This window comes from Arthrobacter crystallopoietes BAB-32 (assembly GCF_000328305.2).
GTDB lineage: Bacteria > Actinomycetota > Actinomycetes > Actinomycetales > Micrococcaceae > Crystallibacter > Crystallibacter crystallopoietes_A.
On record NZ_ANPE02000058.1, the window covers coordinates 85,849 to 100,415 of the forward strand.

Annotated in this window: 16 protein-coding genes; 9 read left to right on the forward strand and 7 right to left on the reverse strand. The window is 67.4% G+C overall.

Features of this window, described 5'->3' with window-relative positions:
* Positions 1-41 precede the first annotated feature (41 nt).
* Positions 42-1,640, forward strand: a complete 1,599-nt coding sequence (locus D477_RS01930; RefSeq protein ID WP_005266749.1) for an ABC-F family ATP-binding cassette domain-containing protein — start codon at positions 42-44, stop codon at positions 1,638-1,640.
* A gap of 27 nt (positions 1,641-1,667) precedes the next feature.
* Here D477_RS01930 and D477_RS01935 read toward each other — a convergent pair whose 3' ends face one another.
* From D477_RS01935 to D477_RS01945, 3 genes are read right to left on the reverse strand one after another with little or no spacing between them, the layout of a single operon-like run.
* Positions 1,668-2,567, reverse strand: coding sequence for an SURF1 family cytochrome oxidase biogenesis protein (locus D477_RS01935; RefSeq protein WP_005266751.1), 900 nt, complete (start codon positions 2,565-2,567; stop codon positions 1,668-1,670).
* Entirely contained in the window at positions 2,564-2,821 is a 258-nt protein-coding gene (locus tag D477_RS01940) for a hypothetical protein (protein WP_005266752.1), read from the reverse strand. Before D477_RS01940 ends, D477_RS01935 begins: the two co-directional genes overlap by 4 nt.
* Positions 2,818-3,294, reverse strand: coding sequence for a DUF3099 domain-containing protein (locus D477_RS01945; protein WP_005266754.1), 477 nt, complete (start codon positions 3,292-3,294; stop codon positions 2,818-2,820). The genes D477_RS01940 and D477_RS01945 overlap by 4 nt, the downstream gene beginning before the upstream one ends.
* A gap of 137 nt (positions 3,295-3,431) precedes the next feature.
* Here D477_RS01945 and D477_RS01950 point away from each other — a divergent pair, with 137 nt between their 5' ends.
* A complete protein-coding gene (locus D477_RS01950; protein WP_043845236.1) occupies positions 3,432-4,166 on the forward strand; it encodes a beta-ketoacyl-ACP reductase in 735 nt (244 codons plus the stop codon).
* A gap of 114 nt (positions 4,167-4,280) precedes the next feature.
* Positions 4,281-5,033, forward strand: a complete 753-nt coding sequence (locus tag D477_RS01955) for an SDR family oxidoreductase (RefSeq protein ID WP_005266757.1) — start codon at positions 4,281-4,283, stop codon at positions 5,031-5,033.
* A gap of 121 nt (positions 5,034-5,154) precedes the next feature.
* On the opposite strand, the gene serB is transcribed toward D477_RS01955, so the two are convergent.
* Positions 5,155-6,048, reverse strand: coding sequence for a phosphoserine phosphatase SerB (serB, locus tag D477_RS01960; protein WP_005266759.1), 894 nt, complete (start codon positions 6,046-6,048; stop codon positions 5,155-5,157).
* A 121-nt stretch (positions 6,049-6,169) separates the two neighbouring features.
* Here serB and D477_RS01965 point away from each other — a divergent pair, with 121 nt between their 5' ends.
* From D477_RS01965 to D477_RS01990, 6 genes are all read left to right on the forward strand, one after another.
* The gene (locus tag D477_RS01965) at positions 6,170-6,958 is read left to right on the forward strand and encodes an ABC transporter ATP-binding protein (protein WP_005266761.1); all 789 of its coding nucleotides are present in this window, start codon (positions 6,170-6,172) and stop codon (positions 6,956-6,958) included.
* A gap of 15 nt (positions 6,959-6,973) precedes the next feature.
* Positions 6,974-7,750, forward strand: coding sequence for a sulfite exporter TauE/SafE family protein (locus D477_RS01970; RefSeq protein WP_005266762.1), 777 nt, complete (start codon positions 6,974-6,976; stop codon positions 7,748-7,750).
* Complete coding sequence (locus tag D477_RS01975; protein WP_005266763.1) at positions 7,747-8,553, forward strand: TrmH family RNA methyltransferase; 807 nt, start codon at positions 7,747-7,749, stop codon at positions 8,551-8,553. The genes D477_RS01970 and D477_RS01975 overlap by 4 nt, the downstream gene beginning before the upstream one ends.
* A 177-nt stretch (positions 8,554-8,730) precedes the next feature.
* The gene (locus D477_RS01980) at positions 8,731-8,985 is read left to right on the forward strand and encodes a type B 50S ribosomal protein L31 (RefSeq protein ID WP_005266764.1); all 255 of its coding nucleotides are present in this window, start codon (positions 8,731-8,733) and stop codon (positions 8,983-8,985) included.
* 171 nt (positions 8,986-9,156) lie between these two features.
* Positions 9,157-9,711 carry an NADPH-dependent FMN reductase gene (locus D477_RS01985; protein ID WP_005266765.1) on the forward strand — a complete coding sequence of 185 codons (555 nt, stop codon included), beginning with the start codon at positions 9,157-9,159 and terminating at the stop codon, positions 9,709-9,711.
* Between the two features lie 111 nt (positions 9,712-9,822).
* On the forward strand, positions 9,823-10,884 hold the full coding sequence (locus D477_RS01990; RefSeq protein WP_005266766.1) for a lipoate--protein ligase family protein: 1,062 nt from the start codon (positions 9,823-9,825) through the stop codon (positions 10,882-10,884).
* Here D477_RS01990 and D477_RS01995 read toward each other — a convergent pair whose 3' ends face one another.
* The 3 genes from D477_RS01995 to D477_RS02005 all read right to left on the reverse strand — a co-directional run.
* A complete protein-coding gene (locus tag D477_RS01995; RefSeq protein ID WP_005266767.1) occupies positions 10,885-11,538 on the reverse strand; it encodes a dihydrofolate reductase family protein in 654 nt (217 codons plus the stop codon).
* A 100-nt stretch (positions 11,539-11,638) separates the two neighbouring features.
* Entirely contained in the window at positions 11,639-14,251 is a 2,613-nt protein-coding gene (gene pepN / locus D477_RS02000; RefSeq protein ID WP_005266768.1) for an aminopeptidase N, read from the reverse strand.
* 55 nt (positions 14,252-14,306) lie between these two features.
* A partial coding sequence (locus D477_RS02005; protein ID WP_005266769.1) for a putative sulfate exporter family transporter occupies positions 14,307-14,567 on the reverse strand: 261 nt, incomplete at its 5' end.

A 14,567-nucleotide genomic window follows, 5' to 3' on the forward strand; every position in this document is an offset into this window, starting at 1 on the left:
CCGAGTCCGGCATCCAATACCCCTGTGGAGAGGTCCCATCTGTGATTACCGTCAGCGATCTTGAGCTGCGAGCCGGAGCCCGTTTGCTCATGGAGGCGGTCTCCTTCCGGGTGGACAAGGGAGACAAGATCGGCCTGGTCGGGCGCAACGGCGCGGGCAAGACCACGCTGACCCGGGTCCTCGCCGGCGAGGGCGCCCCGGCCAGCGGACGGGTCATCCGTGGCGGCGAGATCGGCTACCTGCCGCAGGATCCGCGCACGCCCAACATGGACCAGCTGGCCCGCGACCGCATCCTCTCCGCGCGCGGCCTGGACGTCATCGTCGGCAAACTGCGGAAGGCGCAGCAGGAAATGGCCAGCGAGGACCCGCAGGTGCACGCCCGCGCGATGCGCCGCTACGACCGGCTCGAAGCCGAGTTCCTCGCCGGTGGAGGCTACGCCGCCGAGGCGGAAGCCGCAGCGATCTCGTCCAACTTGGCCCTGCCCGAACGCATCCTCAACCAGCCACTGAAGACGCTCTCCGGCGGACAGCGGCGGCGCGTGGAACTGGCCCGCATCCTCTACTCCGGCGCCGACACCATGCTGCTGGACGAGCCGACCAACCACCTGGACGCGGACTCGATCAGCTGGCTGCGCGAGTTCCTGAAGAACCACCAGGGCGGGCTGATCGTGATCAGCCACGACACCGGCCTGCTCGAAGCCACGGTCAACAAGGTCTTCCATTTGGATGCCAACCGCGCCGCCGTCGACATCTACAACATGAACTGGAAGCGCTACCTGCAGCAGCGCGAGACGGATGAACGCGCCCGCAAGCGCGAACGTGCCAACGCGGAGAAGAAGGCGCAGGTCCTGCTGGACCAGGCGAACAAGATGCGGGCCAAGGCCACCAAGGCCGTCGCCGCGCAGAACATGGCCAAGCGCGCCGAGCGGCTGCTCAGCGGTTTGGACGCGGTCCGGGCCCAGGACAAGGTCGCCGCGCTGCGCTTCCCGGACCCCGCCCCGTGCGGCAAGACGCCGATGACCGCCGAGGGGCTGAGCAAGTCCTACGGCTCGCTGGAGATCTTCACCGACGTGGACCTGGCGATCGACCGCGGCTCGAAGGTCGTCATCCTGGGCCTCAATGGTGCCGGCAAGACCACGCTGCTGCGGATGCTGGCCGGCGTGGACTCCCCGGACACCGGCCAAGTGGTTCCCGGACACGGACTGAAGGTCGGCTACTACGCCCAGGAGCACGAGACCCTGGACACGGACCGCACTGTACTGGAAAACATGCGCAGCGCCGCGCCGGACCTGGCGGACACTCAGGTCCGGAACATCCTCGGGTCTTTCCTGTTCTCCGGCGACGACGTGGACAAGCCGGCCGGCGTGCTCTCCGGCGGCGAGAAGACGCGCCTGGCGCTGGCGACGATCGTGGCGTCGTCCGCCAACGTGCTGCTGCTCGATGAGCCCACGAACAACCTGGACCCGGCCAGCCGGGCGGAGATCCTGGGCGCATTGAGCAACTACACCGGCGCCGTCGTCATGGTCAGCCACGACGAAGGCGCGGTCGAGGCGCTGAACCCCGAGCGCGTGGTGCTGCTGCCGGACGGGGTGGAGGACCTCTGGAGCGAGGACTACCTGGACCTGGTCACGCTCGCCTGACGCGCGCGCCCGCCGGGTTCCGTTGGGTCAGTCCTCCCGGCTCAGCAGCGAACCATCGGTGCGGAAGCCCTGGGCATCCAGCAGGGCGTCTTCTTCCTCTTCTGCAGTCGGGCGGTTCCGCCGCCGCTTGGCCGCCGCCTGCCGCGGCGCCGGGTTGGCCTCGTGGTACCCGAGCTCTTCGTCTTCCTCCTGCAGCTCGTCCAGCCGGGCCTGCTGCCGGGCGGCATAGCCGTAGCCGACGAAGAACAGCAGGCCGAACGCGTACCACTGCATCGAATAGGACAGGTGCGGCCCCTCGTCGATGGCCGGCTTCGGAATCTGCACCGGCAGGGCTGCGGGCGCCGGGTCCTCGCTGGCCATCATGCCGTAGCCGCCGGTATGGATGGGATAGCCGAGCTCCGCGGCGTAGTCCTCCAGCTGGATTGAGGCCAGCTGTCCTTCCGGGGCACCCCGATCCACCGACGCCTCGCCGGGTTTCATGCGTACGACGACGGTCACCTCGCCTTCGGGGGCTGCCGGCACCTCGTCGGGGTGGCCGGCCTGGTTATTGCCGATCGGCAGCCAGCCGCGGTCCACGATGACGGCCGGTCCGGACTCAAGCTTCAGGGGAACCAGGACTTCATAGCCGGGACGGCCATTGAGGGGCCGGTTGCGCACGATCCGCTGGCCGGCGGTGTCATACTCGCCGCGCAGCACGACCGGCGTCCACTCGTCTGCTTCGGCTGCCCTATCGAAGATGTCCGGGACCTCCGCCAGCCCGACCGGTTCCCGGTCATAATTGGTCTCGATGGCCGAGATGACGTCGCGCGCCTGGTCCCTCCGGTCCATCTGCCAGTTGCCCAGCAGAACGCACACGGCGGCCAGCAGGATGACCAGCAGCAGCCACCCGATCCATTTGCCGGTCAGCAGGAAGCGATAGGAACTCACCGGCCACCCGCCGTCGGTTCCGCCGCATCGAAGGGCGTCGTCTCACGCCACAGGCCGCGCTGTTCCAGGTAGTCCTGCAGCCAATCCCGGTGCTCATCGCAGGCCAGCCACACCTTCCGGCGCTCCGGCGTGTGGATCTTCGGATTGTTCCAGAGCAGCTGCCATTGAGCCGCCGAACGGCACCCTTTGCGGGAGCAGGTCGTGGCAGCAGCCACCGGCTGTCCGCCGCCGGACAGTTGGTCGAAAATGCTCACGCGGCGTCTCCGTCTTCCCTGCGTTCGTCCATGGTCCTGTCTTCGGTGCCGCTGCCGGCGTCGGATTCCCGTCCCGCCGGCCCCGCAGCCCCAGGCTCCCCGGAATGCGGAACCGGATCGCCGTCGTCGTCGATAATCTCCCCTGGCAGCACATCCGCCTCCGGCTCCCGCAGCACCGCCCCGGACTCCAGTTCGGCAACGGGAGCCCTGTCCAGAAGTGCGTCGCTGTGCGTGACGCTTTGGTCGCCGCCGGCGTTCGCGATGACCACCGCGATCCACGGAAGGAAGACCGCACCGGCAATCAAGAGCCAACGCATCCAGCCGTCCACGAAGAAAAAGAGCAGCAGGCAGGCCAGGCGGATGCTCATGGCAACGGTGTACTTGACCATCCGGCGCCGCATTTCGTCGGAATGGCCTTCCGGCACGTCCGTAATGCTCTGGACGGCCCGGTCGTCGTTTGGCTGCTTACTCATCACGCTCCAGGGAACCTCCTTCAATTCTCCCACGGGACACCGGCTGGGACGAACCGGGTGCATGGCACGGCCGCTTGGCCGCTTCCAGTCCGGCGGATGCCGCCAGCTAGGATGCTCTAGGACAAATCAGCGTTTCAATGGAGGTAAATGTGAGCAACGAAGAGCGGACCGGGCGCAGTGTCCTGGTGACCGGCGGCAACCGCGGCATCGGCCTGGCCATCGCGCGTGCCTTCGAAGCCAATGGCGACAAGGTGGCGATCACCTACCGCAGCGGCGACGTGCCGGAAGGTCTGCTCGGCGTGAAGGCCGACGTCACGGATGCCGCCTCCATCGACGCCGCGTTCACCGAAGCCGAGGCGGCCCACGGTCCGGTGGAAGTCCTCGTCGCCAACGCCGGCATCACCCGCGACACCCTGCTGCTGCGGATGAGCGAAGACGACTTTACCGACGTCGTCGACACCAACCTCAGCGGCGCCTTCCGCGTGATCAAGCGGGCCTCCAAGGGCATGATCCGGCTGCGCAAGGGCCGGGTCGTGCTGATCTCGTCCGTCGTCGGGCTCTACGGCTCACCCGGCCAGATCAACTACGCCGCATCCAAGTCCGGCCTCGTCGGCATCGCCCGCTCGCTCACGCGGGAACTCGGCTCCCGCGGTATCACTGCCAACGTGGTGGCCCCGGGCTTCATCAACACGGACATGACGGCAGAGCTGCCGGAGGAAACCCAGAAGAGCTACCTCGCGAGCATTCCCGCCGGCCGCTTCGCGGAGCCGGAGGAAGTGGCCAACGTGGTCCGATGGGTCGCCAGCGATGAAGCGGCCTACATCTCCGGGGCGGTCATTCCCGTGGACGGCGGTCTGGGAATGGGGCACTGAGCATTCTTTTGTCGTTTCCCTACAACGGCTGTGGCTCCGCGGGCTGGCAGTATGGTCTGCGGAGCCATTTTCATTAAGCGTTTTCTACAAACGACCTGACGACTAGGAGCAAGAATGGGTGCCTTGGACGGCAAAGCAGCGATCGTGACCGGATCCTCGCGCGGTATTGGAGCCGAAGTTGCCCAGCTGCTGGCAGCTGAGGGGGCCGGCGTCGTCGTCAATTACCGGCAGAAGGCTCCGCGCGCCAATAAAGTCGTGGCCGGCATCGAAGCCGCCGGTGGCCGGGCCGTGGCCGTGGGTGCCGACCTGACCTCCACTGAAGGCGCCCAGGCACTGGTGGACGCCGCCAAGGAGAACTTCGGCGGCCTGGACCTGCTGGTCCTCAACGCCTCCGGGGGCATGGAAACCGGCCTCGGCGAGGATTACGCCATGCGGCTCAACCGGGATGCCCAGGTCAACATGCTCAAGGCCGCCGTGGACGCGATGCCCGCCGGGTCCCGCGTGGTGTTCGTCACCAGCCACCAGGCGCACTTCATCAACACCGTCCCGACCATGCCGGAGTACGAGCCGGTGGCCCGCAGCAAGCGCGCCGGCGAGGATGCCCTCCGGGCGGAACTTCCGGCGCTGGAGGAAAAGGGCATCAGCCTGGTTGTCGTGTCCGGCGACATGATTGAAGGAACGGTCACTGCAACCCTGCTCGACCGCGCCGCACCGGGAGCCATCGAGGCCCGCCGTGAAGCAGCCGGCAAGCTGTATTCCGTCAAGGAGTTCGCAGTGGAAATAGCCAAGATGGCCACGGCAGATGTTCCGTCCGGCCATACCGAGCTCGTCGGCGGAGCGGAATGGTTCGAGCAGGCCCAGGCCTGATTCCGCCACAGCGGATTGGAGAATGGCTGCCGCCGGGGCATAAGCTCCGGCGGCAGCCATTTAGCGTTAGGGGCGAAAAAGCGGGCCTGCCTCCGCCAATGGCGGGATGGCAGGCACCGCTTCAGACTCCGGCGAAGTAGCGCACCACGTCGAGGTACGGGAGGTCGATGGCGGCGTCGGCTGCCTCGCGGACCGCCGGCTTGGCGTTGAAGGCCACGCCCAGGCCGGCCGCGCCGAGCATGTCCAAATCGTTCGCGCCGTCACCGATGGCGATCGTCTGGGACAGCTCGATATGCTCAGCCTTGGCCCACTCGCGCAGCGAGGCTTCCTTCGCGGCCCGGTCGACTACGTCGCCTTCGACGTGGCCGGTCAGCGTGGCTTCGCTCGTTCCGAGCTGGTTCGCCCGCCAGTAGTGGAGATTCAGCTCCTCGGCGAGCGGGTCGAGGATCTGGCTGAAGCCGCCGGAGACAACTCCGACAACGTGGCCGGCGTCGAGGAAGGCTTCGACCAGCTCGGCGGCGCCGTCAGTGAGCTCGACCGACCCGCGGACCTGCTCGGTGACCTCCAGCGGCAGGTCCTGCAGGGTCTTGACCCGGGCATGCAGGCTCTGGGCGAAGTCCAGTTCGCCGCGCATGGCCGCGTCGGTCAGCGCGGCGACCTCATCCAGCTTGCCCGCGTGCTCGGCCAGCAGTTCGATGACCTCCTGCTTGATGAGCGTGGAATCGACGTCCATGATGAGCAGTTTGCGCTTGGGCCCGGCGAGCTCAGCCGGCATCACGGCGGTGCTTTGTGTGGTGGTGATGACCGGTGCCACCGCCGCACGCAACGCCAGAAGGCCGGACTCTGCGTCGCCGTCGTACCCTACCGCATGCACCGTGGCCTGGAAACGCCCGTTGCTGAAATTCTCCAGTTCCACAATGTCCCCGCCGGCCGCCCCCAGTGCCCGCTGGACGGCCACCAGGTAGTCGTCGGTAAGCTCAAGTCCGTAGGAGACAACGCGGAAGAGCGAAAGCATGCTGCATGGTCCTTATCTGTGGGCACACGGAAACGGCGGGCGGAGAACCTGCCAGGTCAATCATCCAGCATCGGCGTAGCGTTTGGCGATGACGACGCCTCTTAGCCTAGTGTCTATTGACATGAGTGAAGTTCTTGAATTTGCCGGGGTCAGCGTAGTCCGCGGGCGCAAAACCCTGCTGGACAACGTGGACTGGCAAGTCAAGGAGGGCGAGCGGTGGGTCATTCTGGGCCCGAACGGCGCCGGCAAGACCACCCTGCTGCAGATCGCCGGCGCCCGGATGCATCCCACCCGCGGCGTAGCCGGCATCCTCGAAGAGGTCATGGGTTCGGTCGATGTCTTCGAACTGCGGCCGCGGATCGGCCTGGCTTCCGCCGCGCTGGCCACCCAGATCCCGGAGCAGGAAACTGTGCTCAACGTCGTCGTCACCGCGTCCTACGGGGTGACCGGGCGCTGGCGCGAAGAGTACGAGAAGCAGGACGAGCGCCGCGCCTTCCGCCTGCTGGACCAGTGGGGCATGTCGACCTTCCTCAACCGCCGGTTCGCCACCCTGAGCGAGGGGGAGCGCAAGCGCGTCCAGATTGCCCGGGCGCTGATGGCCGATCCCGAACTGCTGCTGCTGGACGAGCCCGGCGCCGGGCTGGATCTTGCCGGGCGCGAGGACCTGGTCCACCGGCTGAGCGAACTGGCGCAGGACGACGACGCGCCCGCCCTGGTGCTCGTCACCCACCATCTGGAGGAAGTGCCCCCGGGCTTCACCCACGCGATGCTGTTGCGCGACGGCGGGGTCGTCGCGCAGGGCGCCATTGAGCAGGTGCTGACCGAGGAGAACCTCAGCACCGCCTTCGACCTGCCGCTGGATGTCAGGAACGACGGCGGCCGCTACACCGCCGTGGCCCGCCGCGCCTAAGGCTGTACGTACCTTATGGACCTAGTCCAATCGGCCATTATTGCCCTGGCCGGGCTCTGGGCCGGCACCATCAACAGCATCGTCGGCTCCGGCACGCTGGTCACCTTCCCCGTCCTGGTGGCGCTGGGTATCGCCCCGGTGACGGCAACGATCTCCAACGCCATGGGCCTCATCGCCGGCAACGTCGGCGGGGTTTTCGGCTACCGGCGCGAGCTGCGGGGCTTGAGCGGCACCCTGAAGGTGCTGCTGCCGGCCTCCCTGCTCGGCGGTATCACCGGCGCCGCGCTGCTGCTGCGGCTCCCCGAGGAAGTCTTCGCCGTGGCCGCGCCGTTCCTGATTGTGGTGGCGCTGCTGTTCGTGGTGTTCCAGCCGCGGCTGCAGGCCTGGGTGCGCGAGCGGCAGGCGGCGCAGGCCCGGACCCAGAGCCGGCCGTGGGTGCTGCTGTTCCTCGTCTACTTCGCCGGCGTCTACGGCGGGTACTTCGTGGCCGCCCAAGGCGTGCTGCTGGTCGGCATCCTGGGCGTGTTCCTGCACGGCAGCCTGCAGCAGGCCAACGCCGTCAAGAACGTACTGGTGCTGGGCGTGAACATCATTGCGGCCATCTCCTACATGGTGTTCGCCTTCGACCGGATCAACTGGTGGGTGGTGCTGGTGATTGCGGTGAGCTCCCTGGCCGGCTCCCTCGTCGGCGCGGCGGTCGGCCGACGGCTCAAGCCCGTGGTGCTGCGCGGCATCATCGTGGTCCTCGGCCTGGTGGCGCTGTTCGTCATGGTCTCGAACCTGGCCGCATGAACCTGCATTACCTGGCTTCGCCCGAGGACCCGCTCGTCGCCGACTACACCCAGCTCACGGACACCGCCCTGCGCCGCCGCCGCGAACCCGCGGAGGGGATGTACATCGCGGAAAGCTCGAAGGTGCTGCGCAGGGCTATCGCAGCAGGGCACCGGCCGCGCTCGTTCTTCCTGGCGGAGAAGTGGCTCGAGGACCTGCGCGATGTGATCAGCCTGTTTCCCGACGTTCCGGTCTTCGTCGGCACGCCCGACGTGCTCGAGGCGATCACCGGTTTCCACCTGCACCGCGGGGCCATGGCCGCCATGCACCGGCCCGCCCCGCGCGATCCGGCCGAGGTCATCGCCGGCGCCAGGCGGGTGGCGGTCCTGGAGGACATCGTGGACCACACCAACGTCGGCGCGATTTTCCGGTCCGCGGCCGCGATGGGCATGGATGCGGTGCTGATCAGTCCGCGCTGTGCCGACCCGCTGTACCGGCGCAGCATCCGGGTGAGCATGGGCACTGTGTTCCAGATTCCCTGGGCGCGGCTGGATGCCTGGCCCGCCGGGGTGGGCCTGCTGCGGGAAAAGGGCTTTACGACGGCGGCGCTTGAGCTGGCCGCGGACGCCATCACTTTGGATGAACTTGAGTCCCGTACCTTCGACCGGTTGGCTCTCGTCCTGGGAACCGAGGGCGCAGGCATGCTGCCGGAGACCTTGGATGAGGTGGACCTGAAAGTGATGATCCCGATGCGCGCCGGAGTGGATTCCCTGAATGTCGCGGCCGCCAGCGCCGTCGCGTTCTGGGCCTGCCGGCCCCGCTGACGGGCCCAGGAACAGCAGGCCGCTTCCTGCCACTGTTTCCCGGAGTTTCCGGAATTTCTCGGAATTTCTTCGTGGACGTTGCCGTGCGGTAGGATTGATTGCTGGCCTGCCATAGGCCGCACTATTCATCCCTTATAGCCGCTGGCAAAATCCAGGGGCGCGATCAAAGGATTCCACATGAAGTCTGATATCCACCCGGCGTACGCCCCGGTTGTCTTCCGCGACCTGGCCTCCGGCGTTTCCTTCCTGACCAAGTCGACCGTCAGCTCTGACAAGACCACCGAGTGGGAAGACGGCAACACCTACCCGCTGATCGAGGTGGAAATCTCCTCCGAGTCGCACCCGTTCTACACCGGCAAGCAGCGCATCATGGACAGCGCCGGCCGTGTCGAGCGCTTCAACGCCCGCTTCAAGGGCTTCGGCAAGAAGTAGGCTTCGCCACCCGTTCTTTCGCCCGGTGCCCGTACCTGACAAGGTGCGGGCACCGGCGTCGTTAAGGCTGCTGTATCCCACCTGCGGCTCCACGGTTAGGATGCCCCTAGGCCCGCAGGGACATGCACCAGGCAAGACTGAACCAGCCCGACCGAATGGAGAAGTCCAGCTATGAAGATCGCCATCATCCTCGGCAGCACCCGCCCCGGACGCACCGGCTCTCCCGTCGCCGATTGGGTCCTCGAAAACGCCCGCCGGCGCACGGACGCCGAGTTCGAACTGGTCGATGTCGCCAAGCAAAACCTGCCGCTGCTGGATGAACCGCTGCCTCCGTCGCTGGGGAAGTACTCGAAGGACCACACGAAAGCCTGGTCCGCGACCATAGCGCCGTTCGACGGCTACATCTTCGTCACCGCCGAGTACAACCACTCCGTGCCCGGTGCCCTCAAGAACGCCATCGACTTCCTGTACGCCGAATGGAACAACAAGGCCTGTGGCTTCGTCAGCTACGGCAGCGCTGGAGGAACGCGGGTGGTGGAGCATCTGCGCACCATCGCCGCGGAACTGCAGATGGCGGACGTTCGGGCACAGGTGTTCCTCCCGTTCGATGATGAGTTCAGCGACGACCAGGACTTCGTCCCCACCGACGAGGCCACCGAAGCCCTGACGCCACTGTTCGACCAGGTGATCGCCTGGGCCGGTGCGTTGAAGCCCCTGCGCAGCTGACCCGAGGGGCACCAGGCCGGGCCTGCTTCGCACGCGGGATGGGGCTGGTGGTATGACTGAAGGGCTGGCCGCGGCAGCTGCGGCCCAAGTGAGTACGGCAAGGAGCACGGAATGTCCGGTCACCGGCATGGTGAGTACAAAGTCCAGGGCGGCAAACTCGTTGTCGTCGACCTCGACGTCGTGGAGGACCGCTTGGCCAACGTCTCGGTCAGCGGCGACTTCTTCCTCGAGCCGGACGAAGCGCTGGCCGATATCAACGCTGCCCTCAACGGGCTGCCCGCCGACGGCTCGCATGCAGACTACGCCCGTGCCGTCGACGCTGCGCTGGCACCCGGCGTCGTGCTCTTCGGCTTCTCGGCCCCGGCCGTTGCCACTGCGGTCCGCCGCGCACTGGCCAAGGCCACGGGCTGGCTGGACCACGAGTGGCAGATCATCGGCCCGCAGGCGCTTCCCATCCACCTGAACGTGGCCCTTGATGAGGTGCTGACCCGCAGGGTAGGGGAGGGCAGGCGCCAGCCCACACTGCGGATCTGGGACTGGGACGAGCCCTCCGTGGTCATCGGCAGTTTCCAGTCCGTCAGGAACGAAGTCGACGCCGCCGGTGCCGAGCGCCATGGCGTGACGGTGGTTCGGAGGATCACCGGCGGCGGCGCGATGTTCATGGAGCACGGCAACGCGATCACGTACTCGTTGTACCTGCCGCAGACCCTGGTGGACGGACTGTCCTTCGAAGCCTCCTATGCCTTCCTCGACGCGTGGACGATGGCTGCCCTGGAGAAGGTCGGTGTAGAGGCTTTCTACCAGCCGTTGAACGACATTGCGACGCCGGAGGGCAAGATCGGCGGTGCCGCCCAGAAGCGTTTCGGCAATGGAGTCATGCTGCACCACGTCACGATGTCCTACGACATCGACGCGGACAAGATGACGGACGTCCTGCGGATCGGCAAGGAGAAGATCTCGGACAAGGGCATCACCAGCGCGGAAAAGCGGGTGGACCCGCTGCGCCGCCAAACCGGCCTCGCCCGGGAAGCCATCATCGAGACCATGATGGCCACCTTCCGCGACCGCTATAGTGCCGCGGACTCTGCCGTTGCCGAGGATGAGCTCGCTGCGGCGAAAGAGCTCGTGGAGACCAAGTTCGCTACCGGGGAATGGCTGAACCGGGTGCCGTAGCTACTGCTGAGGCTTCCGGGCGAGCTGCGCATGGAGGACGGAGTCCGAGCCGGTGAACCGGACGATGCCGTAGCCCTCAATCGCGCCGCCTAGCTGGTCAAAGAGCCGCTCCCCGCCCCCCAGCAGCACCGGAACGACTGCCAGATGCAGCTCGTCCACCAAGCCGGCACGCAGGTACTGGCGGACCGTCGACGCGCCGCCGCCCAGCCGCACGTCCAGGCCGCCGGCCGCAGAGAACGCCTGTTCGAGCGCCGCCTCGATGCCGCCGTCGACAAAGTGGAAAACCGTGCCGCCTTCCATCTCGATCGGCGGCTGCGGATGATGCGTCAGGACGAAGACCGGGTGGTGGAAGGGCGGATTGTCGCCCCACCAGCCGCGCCACTGGCTGCCGTTCCAGCTGCCGCGGACCGGGCCGAACATGTTCCGGCCCATGATGGTGGCGCCGATGTCGGTCTCCCCGGCGCGGAAATAGTCGTTGTCGACGCCGGTGCTTCCGCCCGGTTCGCCGAGCATCTCTTTGCCGCCCCGGGTCCGGAAGAGCCAGTCGTGCAGCTGTTCACCGCCCGCGCCCAGCGGCTCTTCGACGCTCTGGTCCGGTCCCGCGCCGTAGCCATCCAGCGACAGCGTGAAGTTGTGCACCCTCAGTCTGGGCATTTGGCGTCTCCGGTCCGCATTGGTCCGGCCGCTTCGAAAGGGGCGGCCGGCAAGACCAGATTAAGTCCGCCGGTGGCTTCCTGGCGAGCGCGGAAGGCCTTTATTTTTCCGCCGCCTGCTGGGCCTGCAGGGACCGGCGCAGGTGGTCACGCTGCTCGACGACGATGCGGCGCAGGGCAGCAGGGGCACGGCCGTGTCCGGCCAGCCACTCGTCAGTGCGTACGACGACGGGATGCAGCTCCGGTGCCTGTCCCTCGGCCAGGTCCTGGTGCAGCGGAAACAGACCGCGAACGACGCGGCTGGCCAGTTCGATGCTCTGCTGCTGCCAGACGCCCTCGATGCTCCGGAAGTACGGTTCGATGAAGGGGTCGAGCAGCTCGGGGCCGGCGGCCATGAAGCCATCGATCGTGGCGTCGAGGAGCTCGTTGGTCAGCTGCGAGCCGGAGAGGGCGTCCTGCCAGGCCTTGGCCTTCACGGCGGGATCGGGACGGGCGGACATGGCGGCGGTGAACCCGGCCCGCCCGGATGCTGTCCGGTCCCGGTCAAGTTCAGCTTCCAGCAGGGATGCTTCAGCCTTGCCGGTTGCCGCCAGGGCCTGCCAGAACCGCCAGCGCAGGTCAGCGTCCATGGCCAGGCCGTCCGGAACGCCGGAGCCGGCCAGCAGCTCCGCCAGGTAGTCCGCGCTGTCCGGCTCCGCCCGGGCTACAGCCGCAAGGGAGCGGGCCCACGCCAGCTGGTGGTCGCTGGCAGGCTCCGCCTGGGCCAGCTCCTTGCGCAGGAACGAGGCGAAGCGCTGGCGCAGCGCGGTGCGTTCCGACGCCGGCGCGTAGCGGTCCAGCGCTGTCCGCGCGCAGTCCAGGAGCATCTGCAGCACGCCGTTGTCCGCTTCCGCCGGGGCAAAGCCCTCCACCGCCGCAAGGTAGGCCGCTGCGTCAAGCAGCCCGTCCCGGGCCATGTCCCACAGCGTGGACCAGCACAAGGCCCGGGCCAGCGGATCCGCCATCCGGTCCAGCGACGAGAGCACGGTCTGCAGGGATCCCGGATCGAACCGGACCTTGGCATAGCTGAGGTCCTCGTCATTGACCAGCAGCAGTGCCGGTTCCCGGCGGCCGGCCAGCTGGGGCACTTCAGTGACCGGCCCGGCGACGTCCAGCTCCACGGAACCGGTGCGCACCAGGGTGCCGGCATCGTCGAAATCGTATAGCCCGAGGCGCAGCCGGTGCGGACGGTTCGCCGGCAGCCCGGTGACGGGATCCGTGGCCTCCTGCAACAACCGTACGGACGCCAGCCGTCCGCCGTCGTACGTTAGCTCCGGCGTGATGCTGGAAATCCCGGCGGTCTGCAGCCAGGCCGCCGCCCAGTTGCCCATGTCGCGGCCCGAGGCGCTGCTGAGCACGGCCAGGAAGTCCGCCAGCGACGTAGTGCCGTACTCGTGCTGGCGGAAGTAGCGGCGGGCGGCGGCGGTGAACGCGTCGAAGCCGACATAGGCCACCAGCTGCTTCAACACCGATGCGCCCTTGGCATAGGTGATGCCGTCAAAGTTCTGCTTGGCCGCCTCCAGGTCAGCAATGTCCGCCACGATGGGATGCGTGGTCGGCAGCTGGTCCTGCACGTAGGCCCAAGCCTTGCGCCGGTTGGCGAAGGTGACCCAGGCGTTGGAGAACTCCGTCGCCTCGACCAGCGCCAGCGAGCCCATGTAGTCCGCAAAGGATTCCTTCAGCCACAGGTCGTCCCACCAGGCCATGGTGACCAGGTCGCCGAACCACATGTGGGCCATCTCGTGCATGATGGTGTTGGCCCGGGCCTGGTACTGGGCAATGGTGGCGCGGGATTTGAACACATAGTTCTCGGTGAACGTGACCAGGCCGGGATTCTCCATGGCGCCGAGGTTGTACTCCGGCACGAAGGCCTGGTCATACTTGCCGAAGGGGTACGGGTAGTCGAAGAGGTCGTGGAAGAAGTCCAGGCCCTGCTTGGTGGTGGCGAAAATCCGCTCCGCGTCGAAGGCTTCGGCCAGCGAGGCCCGGCAGTACGCACCCAGCGGGACCCGCAGCAGGCTGCCATCGGGCAGGCGCCGTTCCCAGCTGTCCTCCGCGCGGTGGTAGGGACCGGCCAGGACGGCAGTGATGTAGGTGGAGATCCGGGGCGTCTGTTCGAACCGGTATTTGGCATGGCGCGGCGAGGTGGACATTTCCTCCACAGCCTGCAGCGGTGCGTTGGAGGCCACCTGCCAGCCCGACGGCGCAGCGACAGTGAACGCAAAGCTGGCCTTCAGGTCCGGCTGCTCGAAGTTCGCGAAAACCCGGCGGGCATCGGCGGGCTCATACTGCGTGTAGAGGTAGGTTCTCCCGTCGGCAGGGTCCGTGAAGCGGTGCAGTCCCTCGCCGCTGCGGCTGTACAGCGCGGTACCGACCACGACGGCCTGGTTCTGCGCCTGGAGCCGGGGCAGCCGGATCCGCGAGCCGTCCGCGACCTCCGCGGGGTCCAGGCGCTCGCCGTTCAGCGTGATGGAATGGATGCCGCCATGGATGAAGTCAAGGAACGTGTCGGCGCCGGGGGAGCTGCAGCTGAACGTGACGACCGTCCGCGAGAGATAGCCCGGCCCGTCCGGATCTTCGGCGGCGCGCAGGTCGAGGCTGACCTCGTAGCTGTCGACTTCGAGCAGTTGCGACCGCCGGCGTGCCTCGGCGCGCGTCAGGTTCCCATTGTTCATCCGGCCATTTAACCACGCGGTCCGAGGCCTCCAGCGAGCGTCAGGCCAGCCGGCCTCATCCCGCGATCAGCCACGCCGCGGCCAGCCCGAGCAGCGCAATGAGCAGCCAGGCCAGCAGCGCAGCCGCCAGCGAGGCGGCCGAACCCCGCGCCAGTTCCCGCAGCCGGATGCCGGTGCCGAGGCCGAACAGCGCCATGGCCAGCAGGACGTCCTGCAGCAGTCCCGCGGCCCCGAGCACCTCCGGTGGCAGCCAACCGGTGCTGCGCAGGAGCACCATGGCGGCAAAGCCGGCGATGAACAGCGGCACCAGCGGCGG